The organism is Burkholderia territorii (assembly GCF_902833055.1).
GTDB lineage: Bacteria > Pseudomonadota > Gammaproteobacteria > Burkholderiales > Burkholderiaceae > Burkholderia > Burkholderia territorii.
Genome location: NZ_CADFEJ010000028.1, coordinates 1 through 15319 on the forward strand (window position 1 = coordinate 1; position 15319 = coordinate 15319).

The window sequence follows — 15319 nt, forward strand, 5'->3', positions numbered from 1 at the left end:
CCGGTCCAGCAGCCCAGTGCCTGAAGTGCCTTTCGATCGAGCAATTGCCTCCTCCGACATCCTTAGAATCAGGTGTCAGATTATGCAATCGCTTGAAAACCCTCCACGGTTTTCTGCGATGAACCTTTTTTTTTGCGTGTGCCGTCGGCGACGCACTACGCGCCGGGCGGCCGCAGCGTGCCGGCATAGCGCCTACGATATAAGACCGGCACCGGTGCCGGCACGACATCGAGGAGACAGCGCCATGAGCCAGCGTATTCAACGCATCACGCCGTTTCTGTGGTTCGACCACGACGCCGAGGCGGCCGCCCGCTTCTACGTGTCGGTATTCGACGATGCGCGCATCCTGCACGTCGCCCGCTACGGCAAGTCCGGCGCGCAGGCGTCCGGGCAGGCGGAGGGCGCGGTGATGACGGTGTCGTTCGAGCTGGACGGGCAGGCGTTTCTCGCGCTGAACGGCGGCCCGGCGTTTCCGCTCACGCCGGCCGTGTCGTTCGTCGTCAACTGCCGCGACCAGCAGGAGATCGACCGTTACTGGGCGGCCCTGACCGAAGGCGGCGACGAGCGCGCGCAGCAGTGCGGCTGGCTGCGCGACCGCTTCGGCGTGTCGTGGCAGGTGGTGCCCGTGCAGATGCCCGAGCTGATGGCCGGCGATCCGGCACGCGCCGAACGTGTAATGGCGCAGGTGATGAAGATGAAGAAGCTCGATCTCCACGTGCTCGAGCAGGCGGCGGCAGGCTAGCGCGAGCGGCTGCCGGGCCACGCCGACTTCGACGGGCGCGCGACGCCCGGAGATATTCCCGCCGGCTGGGGTAAATGCGTGCCGAACGATCGATTCGATTATCGATCGTGGCGCGTTTCATGCTGGTGTAATCAAGCTATGGATTATATGGCGCAGCTTTATGCCGGAGTAATGCGATTATCAAAATCGCGTGACGTGCCCGCCGGCGAAATGGTCTGCCGCCGCTGAAGCCGTGCCAGTGCTGCGAGAGGCCGCATGCGAGCCGGCCGGCGCGCGAAAAGAGATGCAATGCCCGGAAATTAAAATTTATAATGCCCGCGTCGTATCCGGGGTCGCCGATATAAAACATGAGGGCAATAAAATGAATTTCACCGAGGCTGTTCGTTCCGCATTCAATCAATACGCGAAATTCGAGGGCCGCGCGCGCCGTGCCGAATACTGGTATTTCGCGCTGCTTACCGGCGTCGTGTCGATCGTCTGTCAGGTGATCACCATGGCGGGGCGCGATGCGAGCGCGCTGTCGCTGCTGCTGATGATCGTCGCGGCCGTCGTGTCGCTCGCGCTGGTGCTGCCGAGCCTAGCGGTCACCGTCCGCCGCCTGCACGACACGGGCCGCTCGGGCTGGTTCCTGCTGGTCGGGTTCGTCCCGATCGTCGGCGGGATCCTGCTGCTCGTGTGGATGTGCTCGCGCGGCACCAACGGCCCGAACCGTTTCGGCCTCGATCCGATTCCGGCGATCTGAGCGCCGCCCGCCCCCGCGCGCGACGCCGTCGCGCCGGGGGCGGGCCGACGACCGCTTCACGGCTGCGTCGATTCCCCGCTTCACGCGTTCACCCGCTTCATCCGCTTCATCCGCTTCATCCGCTTCACCCGCTTCACCGCGCCTTCGTCCGAACGCGGTTCCCGCCGCCTCCCGGCGCGCCGCGCCTGCCCGCGACCGCCCGTCGCACCGGCTCGCCCGATTCTCCGAAATACCCCCCTTTCCCGGCTTTGCTCGACCGATCGGCGTTTGACGCGCGCATGAATAATCGGTGTCACTGGAAAGCGGCATTTCGCCGTACCCGACTGGAGGCCCCGTGGCAGACGAGAGCGATCTCGACAGAACCGAAGCCGCTACTCCGAGGCGCCGTGAGAAGGCGCGCGAGGAGGGGCAGGTCGCGCGTTCGCGCGAACTGGCTTCGTTCGCGCTGCTCGCGGCCGGGTTCTACGGCGCGTGGCTGCTCGCGGGTCCGTCGGGTGCGCATCTGCAGACGATGCTGCGCGGCGCGTTCGCGTTCGACCGCGCGACCGCGTTCGACACGCACCGGATGCTGTCGGCGGCCGGCGGCGCGAGCGTCGAAGGTCTCGCCGCGCTGCTGCCGCTCCTCGCGCTCACCGGGCTGGCCGCGCTGCTCGCGCCGATGGCGCTCGGCGGCTGGCTGATCTCGCAGAAGACCTTCGAGCTCAAATTCGACCGCCTGAACCCGATCGCGGGCCTCGGCCGGATGTTCTCGATCCAGGGGCCGATCCAGCTCGGGATGTCGCTTGCGAAGACGATCGTCGTCGGCGGGATCGGCGGGATCGCGATCTGGCGCAGCAAGGACGAGCTGCTCGGCCTCGCGACCCAGCCGCTCGGCTCGGCGCTCGCCGATGCGATGCACCTGGTCGCCGTGTGCTGCGGCACGACGGTCGCCGGGATGCTGGTGGTCGCCGCGCTCGATGTGCCTTACCAACTCTGGCAGTACAACAAGAAGTTGCGCATGACGAAGGAAGAAGTGAAGCGCGAGCATCGCGAGAACGAAGGCGATCCGCACGTGAAGGGCCGCATCCGCCAGCAGCAGCGCGCGATCGCGCGGCGCCGGATGATGGCCGCCGTGCCGAAGGCCGACGTGGTCGTCACGAACCCGACGCACTTCGCCGTCGCGCTGCAGTACACGGATGGCGAGATGCGCGCGCCGAAGGTCGTCGCGAAGGGCGTGAACCTCGTCGCCGCGCGCATCCGCGAACTCGCGGCCGAGCACAACGTGCCGCTGCTCGAAGCGCCGCCGCTCGCGCGTGCGCTGTATCACAACGTCGAACTCGAACGCGAGATTCCCGGCTCGCTGTATTCGGCCGTCGCCGAAGTGCTCGCGTGGGTCTATCAGTTGCGGCGCTTCCGTTCGGAAGGCGGCGCGTTCCCGGCCGCGCCGGTCGATCTCGACGTGCCGGCCGAACTCGACAAGGGGTCGTCGGTCGCGGCCGACGACGAGCGCGAGGAAGCCGAAGACACGCTCGGCAAGCAAGGAAACGCAGCATGAGCACCCCGACCACCGGCCTGTTCGCCAAGCGCCAGAATCCGTTCGCCGGCACCAACCTGCGCGCGCTCGCGGGCCCGATCCTCATCTGCATGATCCTGGGGATGATGATCCTGCCGCTGCCGCCGCTGCTGCTGGATCTGCTGTTCACGTTCAACATCGCGCTGTCGGTGATGGTGCTGCTCGTCAGCATGTACACGATGAAGCCGCTCGACTTCGCGGCGTTCCCGAGCGTGCTGCTGTTCTCGACGCTCCTGCGCCTGTCGCTGAACGTCGCGTCGACGCGCGTCGTGCTGCTCGAGGGCCACACCGGCCCCGACGCGGCCGGCCAGGTGATCGAGGCGTTCGGCCACTTCCTCGTCGGCGGCAACTTCGCGGTCGGCATCGTCGTGTTCGTGATCCTGATGATCATCAACTTCATGGTGATCACGAAGGGCGCGGGGCGGATCGCGGAAGTGTCCGCGCGCTTCACGCTCGACGCGATGCCCGGCAAGCAGATGGCGATCGACGCCGACCTGAACGCCGGCCTCATCAACGAGGAACAGGCGCGCAAGCGGCGCCTCGCCGTATCGCAGGAAGCCGAGTTCTACGGGTCGATGGACGGCGCGTCGAAGTTCGTGCGCGGCGACGCGATCGCCGGCCTGATCATCATGGCGATCAACGTGATCGGCGGGCTGATCGTCGGGATGGTGCAGCACGACATGTCGTTCGCCGCGGCCGGCACCAACTACACGCTGCTGACGATCGGCGACGGCCTCGTCGCGCAGATCCCGTCGCTCGTGATCTCGACGGCGGCCGGCGTGATCGTGTCGCGCGTCGCGACCGACGAGGACATCGGCACGCAGATCACCGGCCAGCTGTTCACGAACCCGCGCGTGCTGACGATCACCGGCGCGATCATCGTGCTGATGGGCCTGATCCCGGGCATGCCGCACTTCGCGTTCCTCGCGCTCGGCGGCGGCGCGATCTGGCTGGCCCGCACGCAGACGCGCCGCGCGGCGGCCCGCGTGGCGGCCGGCGACGTGACCGAGATCGCACCGCCCGCCGCGCTGCCGGGCGACGCGCACGAGGCGACCTGGGACGACGTGCAGCTGATCGATCCGCTCGGCCTCGAAGTCGGCTACCGGCTGATTCCGCTCGTCGACAAGAACAGCGACGGCGAGCTGCTCAAGCGCATCAAGAGCATCCGCAAGAAATTCGCGCAGGAGATCGGTTTCCTGCCGCCGGTGATCCATATCCGCGACAACCTCGAGCTGCGGCCGAACGCGTACCGGATCGCGCTGAAGGGCGTCGAGATCGGCGCGGGCGAAGTGTTCCCGGGCCAGTGGCTCGCGATCAACCCGGGCCAGGTGACGGCCGCGCTGCCGGGCGCCGCGACGCAGGATCCGGCGTTCGGGCTGCCTGCCGTGTGGATCGACGTCGCGATGCGCGAGCAGGCGCAGGTGTACGGCTACACGGTCGTCGATGCGAGCACGGTCGTCGCGACGCATCTGAACCATCTGGTCGTCCAGCACGCGGCCGAGCTGCTCGGCCGCCAGGAAGTGCAGGCGCTGGTCGAGCGCACCGGCAAGGATGCGCCGTCGCTCGTCGAGGATCTCGTGCCGAAGACGATCTCGCTCACCACGCTGCAGAAAGTGCTGCAGAACCTGCTCGAGGAAGGCGTGCCGATCCGCGACATGCGCACGATCCTCGAGGCCGTGTCCGAACACGCGGGCCGCGGCGACGCGTACGAGATCACCGCCGCGGTGCGGCTGTCGCTCGGCCGCGCGATCACGCAGCAGTGGTATCCGGGCTCGGGCGAGATGCAGGTGATGGGCCTCGATTCGAATCTCGAGCGCGTGCTGTCGCAGGCGCTCGCCACCGGCGCGAATCCGGGCCTCGAGCCCGGCCTCGCGCACAACCTTCTGACCGGCACGCAACAGGCGATGCTGCGTCAACAGAATCTCGGGCTGCCGCCGGTGCTGCTGGTGCAGCACGCGCTGCGCGCGATGCTCGCGCGTTTCCTGCGCCGCAGCCTGCCGCAACTGAAAGTGCTGTCGTATGCCGAAGTGCCGGACACACGCACGATCAAAGTCGTTAACGTCATCGGGGGTTCCGCTTGAACATTCGCAAATTCACCGGCGCGACCAGCCGCGACGCGCTTCGTCTCGTGCGCGAGGCACTGGGTGCCGACGCCGTCGTGCTGTCGAATCGCACGCTCGATGACGGCAGCGTCGAAATCGTCGCACTCGCCGACTCGGATCTTGCCGCGGTCGCACCGCCGGCCGCCGCCCGCGCGCGCACCCTCGCGCCGCGCGCGCCGGAATCCGTGCCGGCAGCGGCCGTCCCGGGCATCGTGTCGCGCCCCGCTGCCGCGCCCGCGCGCCCGGCCGTCAATCCGTATGCGGCGGGCGAAGGCGGCCTGCCCGACGTGTTCTCGTCGGTGTTCGGCGCGAGTGCCGAAGCGACGGAGCCGGCAACCCGGCAGGCCGCTTTCGACGCCGATGCGCACGCCGCGGACACGGCATCGCCGGCGCCGGCCGGGTCCGCCCCTGCCGCCGACGCAGCGGCTGCCGCCGCACCGGCCGCGGCATCCGAACCCGCGCCGTGGCTCGTCGAGCACGCGAAGCGCCTGACCCAGCAGCGCGAAGCGCTGATCGCCCGCGCGCAGGCCGTACCGGCCGCGCCGCCGTCGCCGGCCCGCACGCAGCAGGACGCCGCGCCGGCCACGCCGGCCGGCTGGGCGCGTGACATCGTGCGCGACGCCGAACGCCGGATGCCGTCCGCTGCCGCCGCCACGGTTCGCCACGGCGAAGCGGGCGCCGCGAAGCCGGCCGAACGCACGCGCCTGTCCGCGGAAGCGGCCGCCGCGGTGGCCGACGCGGTGAAGACGCGCATCGAGAGCATCGTCAACGACACCGTGATGCACGAGCTCGGCGCGATGCGCGGGATGATGGAGGAGCAGTTCGACAGCCTGATGTGGCACGACCGCCAGCGCCGCAGCCCGGTGCACGGCGCGCTGACCAGACACCTGTTCTCGGCCGGCTTCTCCGCGCAACTGGTGCGCATGCTGGTCGACAACCTGCCGTCCGGCGACGGCGCGCAGACCTTCGAGCAGGCCGCCGAATGGGCGCAGTCGGTGCTCGCGGCGAACCTGCCGGTGCTCGAGAGCGAAGACGCGCTGATGGAGCGCGGCGGCGTGTTCGCGCTGATGGGCCCGACCGGTGTCGGCAAGACGACCACCACCGCGAAGCTCGCCGCGCGCTGCGTGATGCGCTTCGGCGCGAGCAAGGTCGCGCTCTTGACCACCGACAGCTACCGGATCGGCGGCCACGAGCAGCTGCGCATCTTCGGCAAGATCCTCGGCGTGCCCGTGCACGCGGTGAAGGACGCGGGCGATCTGGAGCTTGCGCTGTCCGAGCTGCGCAACAAGCACATCGTGCTGATCGACACGATCGGCATGAGCCAGCGCGACCGCGCGCTGTCCGACCAGATCGCGATGCTGCACGGCGCGAACGCGCCGGTGCAGCGCCTGTTGCTGCTCAACGCGACGAGCCACGGCGACACGCTCAACGAGGTCGTCCAGGCGTACCGCAGCGCGGCCGAATATCCGGACCTGGCCGGCTGCATCCTGACCAAGCTCGACGAGGCGACTCACCTCGGCGGCGTGCTCGACACGGTGATCCGCTACAAGCTGCCGGTCCACTACGTGTCGACCGGCCAGAAGGTGCCGGAAAACCTGTACGTCGCATCGACCCGCTTCCTGCTGAAAAGCGCGTTCTGTGTGCCGCGCGACGGCTCGCCCTTCGTGCCGCAAGACGAGGACATGCCGACGCTGCTTTCCGCACTGACCGCACGTTCCACCGCCGAGCTGCACGAGGTGCGATTTGGATAAACGGATCATCGACCAGGCCGAAGGGCTGCGGCGCCTGCTCGCCGGGCGCGCGTCGCGCATCGTCGCGGTGACGGGCGGGCCGGTCGGCGTCGGCTGCACGACGACCGTCGTCAACGTCGCGGCCGCGCTGACCGCGCTCGGCAAGGACGTGCTCGTCGTCGACGAGCGCGCCGACGTGCATTCGGCCGCGGCGACGCTCGCGGGCGCGTGGCTGCGCGACGGCGAACGCACGCGCGTCGCCGCGGGGTTCGGCCTGTGCGCGGCTCCGCGCGACGGCTACAGCGATTCGCAACTGAGCGACTTCATCGACGGCCAGGCCGACATCGTGCTGGTCGACGCGCAGCTCGGTGCCGACGGCACGTTCTCCGCGCTCGCGCGCGAGGCGCACGACGTGCTGATCGTCACGCGGGTCGCCGCGCAGGCGATCACCGAGGCGTACGCGTGCATGAAGCGCCTGCATTTCGCGCACGCGGTCGCGCAGTTCCGCGTGCTGACCAATCACGTCGGCAGCCACGCCGACGCCAGGACCGCATTCGACAACCTCGCGGGCGTTGCGAGCCGCTACCTGACGGTGTCGATCGCCGATGCCGGCTGCGTGAGCGCCGATCCGCTCGTCGAGCATGCGCGCGACCTGATGCATACCGCGGTCGACGCGTTCCCGTCGTCGGCCGCCGCACGCGATTACCGGCAGATTGCCGCCGACCTGCTGTACTGGCCGATGCGCCCGCGCCCGGGCGCCGGCCGCGCCGTGCATGCGGGCGGCAAGCCGTCGTACGAGGCGGGTGCGGCACACGCCGCGTGAGCGCCACCGGAAGGAGAGAGCCATGATGTACAACGCTCAAGGAAAGATGACCCAGGCCGACGTGCTCGCGCAATATGCGCCGCTCGTGCGGCGCCTGGGGCTGCAGCTCGTCGCGAAGATGCCGGCGAGCGTCGATCTCGACGACCTGATCCAGGCCGGCATGATCGGCCTGATGGACGCGGCCGGCCGCTACAAGGAAGACCAGGGCGCGCAGTTCGAGACGTACGCGACGCAGCGCATCCGCGGCGCGATGCTCGACGAGCTGCGCAGCAACGACTGGCTGCCGCGCAGCCTGCGCAAGACGTCGCGCGAGGTCGAGTACGCGGTGCATCAGGTCGAGCAGCAGCTCGGCCGCTCCGCGAGCGAGACCGAGATCGCGCAGCACCTGAAGATGCCGCTCGACGAATACCAGGGGATGCTGCAGGACCTGCACGGCAGCCAGCTCATCTATTACGAGGATTTCGATCGCGCGGCCGACGACGAGCCGTTCCTCGACCGCTATCGCGTCGATCACGCCGATCCGTTGTCGTCGCTGCTCGACGAACACCTGCGCGAGGCGCTCGTCGAAGCGATCGAGCGGCTGCCCGAGCGCGAGAAGCTGCTGATGTCGCTGTACTACGAGCGCGGTCTGAACCTGCGCGAGATCGGCGCGGTGCTCGAGGTCAGCGAGTCGCGCGTGTGCCAGCTGCACAGCCAGGCCGTCGCGCGGCTGCGCGCGCGACTGCGCGAACAGGCGTGGGTCGGCGCGGAGAACTGACCCTTTCATGACGCCCGCGCGCGCCGATGCCGCGCGCGGCGCGCATTTCCCGCGCCGATTTGCTACAATCCCTCCCGCTTCCCGAGGAGCGTTGCGACGGACCATCCTGCGTCCGCCAGGCTCGGAAAGCTTCACCAAGCAGCCGCGCGGCACCATGCGCGCCGGCCCCGCTTCCTGAACGGCGCTCACGTCACCAATTTCTAGAACTTTTTTAGAAAGGAGGGCGTGATGAACGCCATTATCGATTCCAAGGTTTCCCAGGATTACGTCGTCGCCGACATGGCGCTTGCCGGCTGGGGCCGCAAGGAACTGAACATCGCCGAGACCGAAATGCCGGGCCTCGTGCAGATCCGCGACGAATACAAGGCGCAGCAGCCGCTGAAGGGCGCGCGCATCGCCGGTTCGCTCCACATGACGATCCAGACCGGCGTGCTGATCGAGACGCTGAAGGCGCTCGGCGCGGACGTTCGCTGGGCATCGTGCAACATCTTCTCGACGCAGGACCACGCCGCCGCCGCGATCGTCGAAGCCGGCACGCCGGTGTTCGCGTTCAAGGGCGAGTCGCTCGACGAATACTGGGAGTTCTCGCACCGCATCTTCGAATGGCCGAACGGCGAATTCGCGAACATGATCCTGGACGACGGCGGCGACGCAACGCTGCTGCTGATCCTCGGCGCGAAGGCCGAGAAGGACCGTTCGGTGATCGCGAAGCCGACCAACGAGGAAGAAGTCGCGCTCTTCAAGTCGATCGCCAAGCACCTCGACGCAGACCCGACCTGGTACTCGACGCGCCTCGCGCACATCAAGGGCGTGACCGAGGAAACCACGACCGGCGTGCACCGCCTGTACCAGATGGAGAAGGACGGCCGCCTGCCGTTCCCGGCGTTCAACGTCAACGACTCGGTCACGAAGTCGAAGTTCGACAACCTGTACGGCTGCCGCGAGTCGCTCGTCGACGGCATCAAGCGCGCGACCGACGTGATGATCGCGGGCAAGGTCGCGGTCGTCGCGGGCTACGGCGACGTGGGCAAGGGCTGCGCGCAATCGCTGCGCGGCCTCGGCGCGACCGTGTGGGTCACGGAAATCGATCCGATCTGCGCGCTGCAGGCGGCGATGGAAGGCTACCGCGTCGTGACGATGGAATACGCGGCCGACAAGGCCGACATCTTCGTGACGGCGACCGGCAACTACCACGTGATCAACCACGATCACATGAAGGCGATGCGCCACAACGCGATCGTCTGCAACATCGGCCACTTCGACTCGGAAATCGACGTCGCGTCGACCCGCCAGTACCAGTGGGAAAACATCAAGCCGCAGGTCGACCACATCATCTTCCCGGACGGCAAGCGCATCATCCTGCTGGCCGAAGGCCGCCTCGTGAACCTTGGCTGCGCGACCGGCCACCCGTCGTTCGTGATGTCGAACTCGTTCGCGAACCAGACGCTCGCGCAGATCGAACTCTTCACGCGCGGCGACCAGTACGAGAACAAGGTGTACGTGCTGCCGAAGCACCTCGATGAAAAGGTCGCGCGCCTGCACCTCGCGCGCATCGGCGCGAACCTGTCCGTGCTGTCGGACGAGCAGGCCGCGTACATCGGCGTGCAGAAGGACGGCCCGTTCAAGCCGAATCACTACCGCTACTGATGCACCGGCGCCGCCGTGCCGCGTGCGTACCGCAGCAGCGGGCGTGCGCGGCGCGGCGGCACGGTGCCGGAGCGCCGGCCGTCGCGCGCTGTCCGCCGCTGCGCGGAGCGCGCGGGACGGCCGGCGGCGGCCACTGACCGACCAGATCGACAACCGAACCGGAGCCCTCCATGAGCGTCATCCTCACCTGGGTCATCAACGCCCTCGCGCTGCTGATCATCACGTACCTCGTGCCGTCGATCCACATCAAGAGCTTCGGCACCGCGCTAATCATCGCGGTCGTGCTCGGCCTGATCAACACGGTGATTCGTCCGGTGCTGATCCTGCTGACGCTGCCGGTCACGATCGTCACGCTCGGGGTGTTCATCCTCGTCGTGAACGCGTTGTGCTTCTGGTTCGCGTCGTCGCTGCTGAAGGGTTTCGAGGTGTCGGGCTTCTGGTCGGCGTTCTTCGGTTCGATCCTGTACAGCATCGTGTCGTGGCTGCTGTCCGCGCTGATCTTCGGGCAGCGCGACATCGGCTGACGGCCGTGCCCATTCTTGCGAATCATGAAATCGATCGAACTCTCGTTTGAATTCTTCCCGCCGAAGACGGCGGACGGCGTCGAGAAGCTGCGCGCCACGCGTGCGCAGCTGCTGCCGCTGAAGCCGAAGTTCGTCTCCGTGACGTTCGGCGCCGGCGGCTCGACGCAGCAGGGCACGCTCGATACCGTGCTCGACATGCAGAAGGACGGCCTCGAGGCCGCGCCGCACCTGTCGTGCATCGGCTCGTCGCGCGACAACCTGCGCGCGATCCTCGACCAGTATCGCTCGCACGGCATCCGGCACATCGTCGCGCTGCGCGGCGACCTGCCGTCGGGGATGGGCGAGGTCGGCGAGCTGCGCTATGCGTCCGAGCTCGTCAGCTTCATCCGTGCCGAGCATGGCGACTGGTTCCACATCGAAGTCGCCGGCTATCCGGAATACCACCCGCAATCGCGCTCGCCGAAGGCCGATCTCGAGAACTTCGCGCGCAAGGTGAAAGCCGGCGCGAATTCCGCGATCACGCAGTACTTCTTCAACGCCGACGCGTATTTCCGCTTCGTCGACGATGCGCGCAAGCTGGGGGTGGACGTGCCGATCGTGCCGGGCATCATGCCGATCACGAACTTCTCGCAGCTGATGCGTTTCTCGGAAATGTGCGGCGCGGAAGTGCCGCGCTGGGTCGCGCGCCGGCTCGAGAGCTTCGGCGACGATCGCGACGCGATCCGCGCGTTCGGCGCGGACGTCGTCACGAGCCTGTGCCAGCGCCTGATCGACGCGGGCGTGCCGGGTCTGCACTTCTATACGCTGAACGCGGCGGCCGCGACGCGGACCATCTGCGAACGGCTCACGATGTAAGCGCCATCGCGCGGTTGCATGCGCAAAAGCCTCGCCGGCAAAACCGGCGAGGCTTTTTTTCGCTTGCGGCGGCCGTGCCGGGTATCAGCGCCGCGCCTGCATCAGCGGCGGGCGCCGGTCGAACCACGGCCGCGCCTGTTCGAGCTGGCGCGCGAGTTTCAGCAGCAACGCCTCGTCGGCGTGGCGCGCGACGAACTGCACGCCGATCGGCAGGCCGCGCGCGTTCCAGTAGAGCGGCACCGACATCGCCGGCTGGCCCGTCAGGTTGAACAGCTCGGTGCAGCCGGCCCATGCGAACGCCTGCTCCGACGCCTTCGCGAGCATTTCCCGCAGCAGCGGCTTGACGGGCAGCGCGCCGAGCAGCTTCATCTGCGCGGCTTCGAGCGGCGTCGGCCGCAGCTCGCCGATCTTCACCGGCGGCCCCGCGAGCGTCGCGCACAGGATCGCGTCGTAGCGCGACACGAGGCCCGCGACCTGCACGGTGAGCTGGCGCTGCCATTCGAGCACGTCCGGCAAGCGCGCGCGGGCGATGCGCCGGCCGACGACGGCCATCGCCCACGTCGCCGGTTCGAACTCCGCGCGCTTCGGCGTGCGCCCGGTCAGCGCGCGCGCACCGAGCACCATCTCCTCGGCGATCGTCGCCCACAGCGTGAGAAAGGTTTCCGCCGCGCGTGCGTAGTCGATGTTCAGCGTCGCCGGCTCGACGTGATGGCCGAGCGATTCGACGAGCGCGGCCGCGTCGTCGAGCGCCGCGCGCGTGTCGTCGGAGAGCGCCGGCGCGAGCATCGGATCGACGACGAGGCCGATGCGCAGCGGACCGGGTGGCGTGTCGAGCGCGCCCAGAAAGGTGCCGGGCGCACCGGGCGGCAGCGTCTGGCCGGTCGTCACGTCGAGCAGCAGCGCGCTGTCGCGCACGCTGCGCGACACCGCATGCTGGACGACCAGCTCGCCGTTCGACGGCAGGTCGACCAGCACCGGGTTGCGGCTGGGCTTCAGCCCGAACAGCCCGCAGCACGACGCCGGAATCCGGATCGAGCCGCCGCCGTCGGATGCATGCGCGAGCGGCACGATGCCGGCCGCGACGGCCGCGGCCGCGCCGCCGCTCGAGCCGCCGGGCGTGTGATCGAGGTTCCAAGGATTGCGGCACGCGCCGAACAGTTCGGGTTCGGTGTACGGCATCTGCCCGATTTCGGACGTGTTGGTCTTGCCGAACACGTTGAGTCCCGCCGCGCGGCTGCGCGCGATCACCGGCGAATCGTCGGCGGGGACGAAGTAGCGATAGTGGCGGCTGCCCATCGACAACGGCAGCCCGGCGACCGCCGCGCCGAGATCCTTGACGAGATACGGGACGCCGGCGAATGGCGCATCGGTGCCGGTATCGGCAGCCGATTCCGCCCGCTTGCGCGCATCGTCGTAGTCCTGCAGGACGATCGCGTTGATCGCGCCGTTCACCGCTTCGGCCTGGCCGATCGCGGCGTCGAGCAGTTCGCGCGGGCTCGCGTGGCGCTCGCGCACGAGTGTCGCAAGCCCGATCGCGTCGTGCGCGAGATAGTCCGAGTGCATCGCAGTCACCCCCGGTTGTGACGCGTGGCGATGAAAGGAGGATAACGCGGGCCCGGCGCGCCGGGCCCGCTGCCGGGCCGTTACACGTGCTCGGCGAGGAACGTCAGCGTGCGGCCGTGCGCGAGCGCTGACGCGCGCTGGTTGTACGACGCGCGATCGGTGCAGTTGAAGCCGTGTTCGGCGCCCGGATACAGATGGAACGACGCGTTCTGGCGGCCCGCGAACGCGGCCTTCACCTGCTCGACGGCGTCGAGCGGAATGCCGTGGTCGTTCTCCGCGTAGTGGAACAGGATCGGCTGCGTGATCTTGCCGGCGAGGTCGAGCGCATTCTGGATGCCGCCGCCGTAATAGGCGACCGCCGCATCGACCTTGGCGGCCGCGGCCGCGCGGTATGCGAGCTGGCCGCCGAAGCAGTAGCCGATCGCGGCCACCTTGCCGGCGACTTCGGGGCGCGCGCGCAACGCGTCGGCGGCCGCGCCGATGTCCGCGACCGCGAGACCGACGTCGGTCTTCTTCATCAGCTCGATGCCCTTGTCGCGATCGGCGCCTTCGTAGGTCAGCTCGACGCGCGGCTGCGTGCGCCAGAACACGTCCGGCGCGAGCGCGACGAAGCCGTCGGCCGCGTATTGGTCCGCGACCGCACGGATGTGCGAGTTCACGCCGAAGATCTCCTGGATGATGATGACGGCGGGGCCCTTGCCGCGCTTGGGCAGCGCGAGATAGCCGCCGAAGGTGTCGTTACCGGTCGGGATGTCGATCCATTGGGCAGTCACGTTGAAACTCCTGGCAAACGGGCGCGCGGCATGCGCGCCGCGGATGGAAAAACGGGCGGCCTAGTGTGCCATCAATCCTGCCGCGCTGCAGCGTGCAAGCGGCGCGCCTGGCGGATGGGCGCGCGTCGACGCCGTGTCGAAGCCGCGTCGCGAACTGCTTCTCGCGCAGCGATCGTTTCGATCTCGATTATTCATTTTTCGGCGACGCGCCGCTTCGATAGAGTCGACGTGCAGGCCTTTACAAAGCGCTTTCGCGCATCGTCATCGAAGGATTCGCCATGTCAGCCCGTGCATTGTCCACTCCGTTTTCCGAACGCTTCGGCTTGCGCCTGCCGCTCGTGCAGGCGCCGATGGTCGGCGCGACCACGGCCGCGATGGTCGCGGCCGCATCCAATGCCGGCGCGCTCGGCAGTCTCGGCGCCGGCGCGTTCGAGCCGGATCGACTCGCGGCCGAAGTCGCGGCGATTCGCGCGGCGACCTCGCGTCCGTTCGCCGTGAACCTGTTCGTATTGTCCGAGGCCGCGCCCGACGCGGCGACCGTCGCACGCGCGCTCGCCGCGATCGATCCGTTGAACGCGACGCTCGGGTTGCCGCCCGGCACCGCGCCCGCGCGCTACGCGCCCGATTTCCGCGCGCAATTCGACGCGCTCGTCGCACTGCGCGTGCCGGTCGCGAGCTTCACGTTCGGCGTGCTCGATGCGGCCGACGTCGCGCGCCTGAAGGCCGCCGGCACCTACGTGATCGGCACCGCGACGCACGTCGCCGAAGGGCTCGCGTGGCAGGCGGCCGGCGCCGACGCGTTGTCCGCGCAGGGCGCCGAAGCCGGCGGCCATCGCGGTACCTTCATCGGCTCGGCCGACGATGCGCTGATCGGCACGTTCGCGCTGGTGCCGCAGCTCGTCAATGCGACGGGGCTGCCCGTGCTCGCCGCCGGCGGCATCATGGACGGCCGCGGGATCGCCGCCGCGCTCGCACTCGGCGCGCAGGCCGCGCAGCTCGGCACCGCGTTCATCACGTGTGCGGAAAGCGCGAGCGCGGCGGACTGGAAAGCGCGGCTGCGCGAGAGCGCCGATACGTCGACGCAGGTCACGCGCGCGATCACGGGCCGCCATGCGCGCGGATTGCGCAACACGTTGATGATGCGGCTCGGCGAACGCGCGGCCGACGTCGCGCCGTATCCGGTGCAGAACGCGCTGACCCAGCCGCTGCGCCAGGCCGCCGCGCGCGCGAACGACGGCGACTACCTGTCGCTGTGGGCCGGGCAGGGCGCACCGCTCGCGCGGCGGCGCGACGCCGCGCTGACGACGTCGCAACTCGTCGACGCGCTCGATGCCGAATGGCGTGCAATGGCCGCCTGAGCGGTTCGCATCGAAGCGAGAAACGCGCGTGTTGTCATGCGCGTTTCATTCAATGATCCCGCGCACAAAATACCGAATCGAAATGACGCGGAATGATTTGAATCAACCTTTCATCCGGCCGTCGGAAATTAGCGGAAACCCTTATCTGGCG

General features: G+C 68.6%; 13 protein-coding genes and 1 riboswitch. Of the genes, 11 read left to right on the forward strand and 2 right to left on the reverse strand.

What is annotated here, in order from left to right; all coding sequences use genetic code 11:
• The first annotated feature begins 244 nt into the window (after nucleotides 1-244).
• From HW466_RS28490 to metF, 10 genes are all read left to right on the forward strand, one after another.
• Nucleotides 245-742, forward strand: coding sequence for a VOC family protein (locus tag HW466_RS28490; RefSeq protein WP_059539844.1), 498 nt, complete (start codon nucleotides 245-247; stop codon nucleotides 740-742).
• A gap of 361 nt (nucleotides 743-1103) precedes the next feature.
• Nucleotides 1104-1484, forward strand: a complete 381-nt coding sequence (locus HW466_RS28495) for a DUF805 domain-containing protein (protein WP_151006366.1) — start codon at nucleotides 1104-1106, stop codon at nucleotides 1482-1484.
• A 334-nt stretch (nucleotides 1485-1818) separates the two neighbouring features.
• Nucleotides 1819-3018 (forward strand): flagellar biosynthesis protein FlhB, encoded by a 1200-nt coding sequence (gene flhB / locus HW466_RS28500; protein ID WP_151006367.1) that lies wholly within the window; start codon nucleotides 1819-1821, stop codon nucleotides 3016-3018.
• Nucleotides 3015-5117: a flagellar biosynthesis protein FlhA gene (gene flhA, locus HW466_RS28505; RefSeq protein ID WP_059452638.1), complete on the forward strand. Its 2103-nt coding sequence runs from the start codon at nucleotides 3015-3017 to the stop codon at nucleotides 5115-5117. Before flhB ends, flhA begins: the two co-directional genes overlap by 4 nt.
• Complete coding sequence (flhF, locus tag HW466_RS28510) at nucleotides 5114-6889, forward strand: flagellar biosynthesis GTPase FlhF (RefSeq protein WP_176316121.1); 1776 nt, start codon at nucleotides 5114-5116, stop codon at nucleotides 6887-6889. Before flhA ends, flhF begins: the two co-directional genes overlap by 4 nt.
• A complete protein-coding gene (locus HW466_RS28515; protein ID WP_059505476.1) occupies nucleotides 6882-7691 on the forward strand; it encodes a MinD/ParA family ATP-binding protein in 810 nt (269 codons plus the stop codon). Before flhF ends, HW466_RS28515 begins: the two co-directional genes overlap by 8 nt.
• Nucleotides 7692-7713: 22 nt before the next feature.
• Nucleotides 7714-8448, forward strand: coding sequence for an RNA polymerase sigma factor FliA (locus HW466_RS28520; protein WP_059452641.1), 735 nt, complete (start codon nucleotides 7714-7716; stop codon nucleotides 8446-8448).
• 77 nt (nucleotides 8449-8525) lie between these two features.
• Nucleotides 8526-8642: riboswitch (S-adenosyl-L-homocysteine riboswitch) on the forward strand.
• A 34-nt stretch (nucleotides 8643-8676) separates the two neighbouring features.
• A complete protein-coding gene (ahcY, locus tag HW466_RS28525; protein WP_059452642.1) occupies nucleotides 8677-10095 on the forward strand; it encodes an adenosylhomocysteinase in 1419 nt (472 codons plus the stop codon).
• A gap of 170 nt (nucleotides 10096-10265) precedes the next feature.
• Nucleotides 10266-10619, forward strand: a complete 354-nt coding sequence (locus tag HW466_RS28530) for a phage holin family protein (protein ID WP_006477367.1) — start codon at nucleotides 10266-10268, stop codon at nucleotides 10617-10619.
• A 24-nt stretch (nucleotides 10620-10643) separates the two neighbouring features.
• A complete protein-coding gene (gene metF, locus HW466_RS28535; protein WP_059465093.1) occupies nucleotides 10644-11474 on the forward strand; it encodes a methylenetetrahydrofolate reductase [NAD(P)H] in 831 nt (276 codons plus the stop codon).
• A gap of 84 nt (nucleotides 11475-11558) precedes the next feature.
• On the opposite strand, the gene HW466_RS28540 is transcribed toward metF, so the two are convergent.
• Entirely contained in the window at nucleotides 11559-13037 is a 1479-nt protein-coding gene (locus tag HW466_RS28540) for an amidase (protein WP_151006342.1), read from the reverse strand.
• Nucleotides 13038-13117: 80 nt separating this feature from the next.
• The gene (locus HW466_RS28545; RefSeq protein WP_059505470.1) at nucleotides 13118-13810 is read right to left on the reverse strand and encodes a dienelactone hydrolase family protein; all 693 of its coding nucleotides are present in this window, start codon (nucleotides 13808-13810) and stop codon (nucleotides 13118-13120) included.
• A 278-nt stretch (nucleotides 13811-14088) separates the two neighbouring features.
• Between HW466_RS28545 and HW466_RS28550 the strand changes: the two genes are divergently transcribed.
• Entirely contained in the window at nucleotides 14089-15168 is a 1080-nt protein-coding gene (locus HW466_RS28550; protein ID WP_174905968.1) for an NAD(P)H-dependent flavin oxidoreductase, read from the forward strand.
• Nucleotides 15169-15319: the final 151 nt, after the last annotated feature.

Bases quoted from the DNA above. Each gene is read 5' to 3' on its own strand.
- HW466_RS28520 (WP_059452641.1), top strand. From the start codon at position 7,714: ATGATGTACAACGCTCAAGGAAAGATGACCCAGGCCGACGTGCTCGCG.
- HW466_RS28550 (WP_174905968.1), top strand. From the start codon at position 14,089: ATGTCAGCCCGTGCATTGTCCACTCCGTTTTCCGAACGCTTCGGCTTG.
- HW466_RS28490 (WP_059539844.1), top strand. From the start codon at position 245: ATGAGCCAGCGTATTCAACGCATCACGCCGTTTCTGTGGTTCGACCAC.
- flhA (WP_059452638.1), top strand. From the start codon at position 3,015: ATGAGCACCCCGACCACCGGCCTGTTCGCCAAGCGCCAGAATCCGTTC.
- HW466_RS28540 (WP_151006342.1), bottom strand. From the start codon at position 13,037: ATGCACTCGGACTATCTCGCGCACGACGCGATCGGGCTTGCGACACTC.
- ahcY (WP_059452642.1), top strand. From the start codon at position 8,677: ATGAACGCCATTATCGATTCCAAGGTTTCCCAGGATTACGTCGTCGCC.
- metF (WP_059465093.1), top strand. From the start codon at position 10,644: ATGAAATCGATCGAACTCTCGTTTGAATTCTTCCCGCCGAAGACGGCG.
- HW466_RS28495 (WP_151006366.1), top strand. From the start codon at position 1,104: ATGAATTTCACCGAGGCTGTTCGTTCCGCATTCAATCAATACGCGAAA.
- HW466_RS28530 (WP_006477367.1), top strand. From the start codon at position 10,266: ATGAGCGTCATCCTCACCTGGGTCATCAACGCCCTCGCGCTGCTGATC.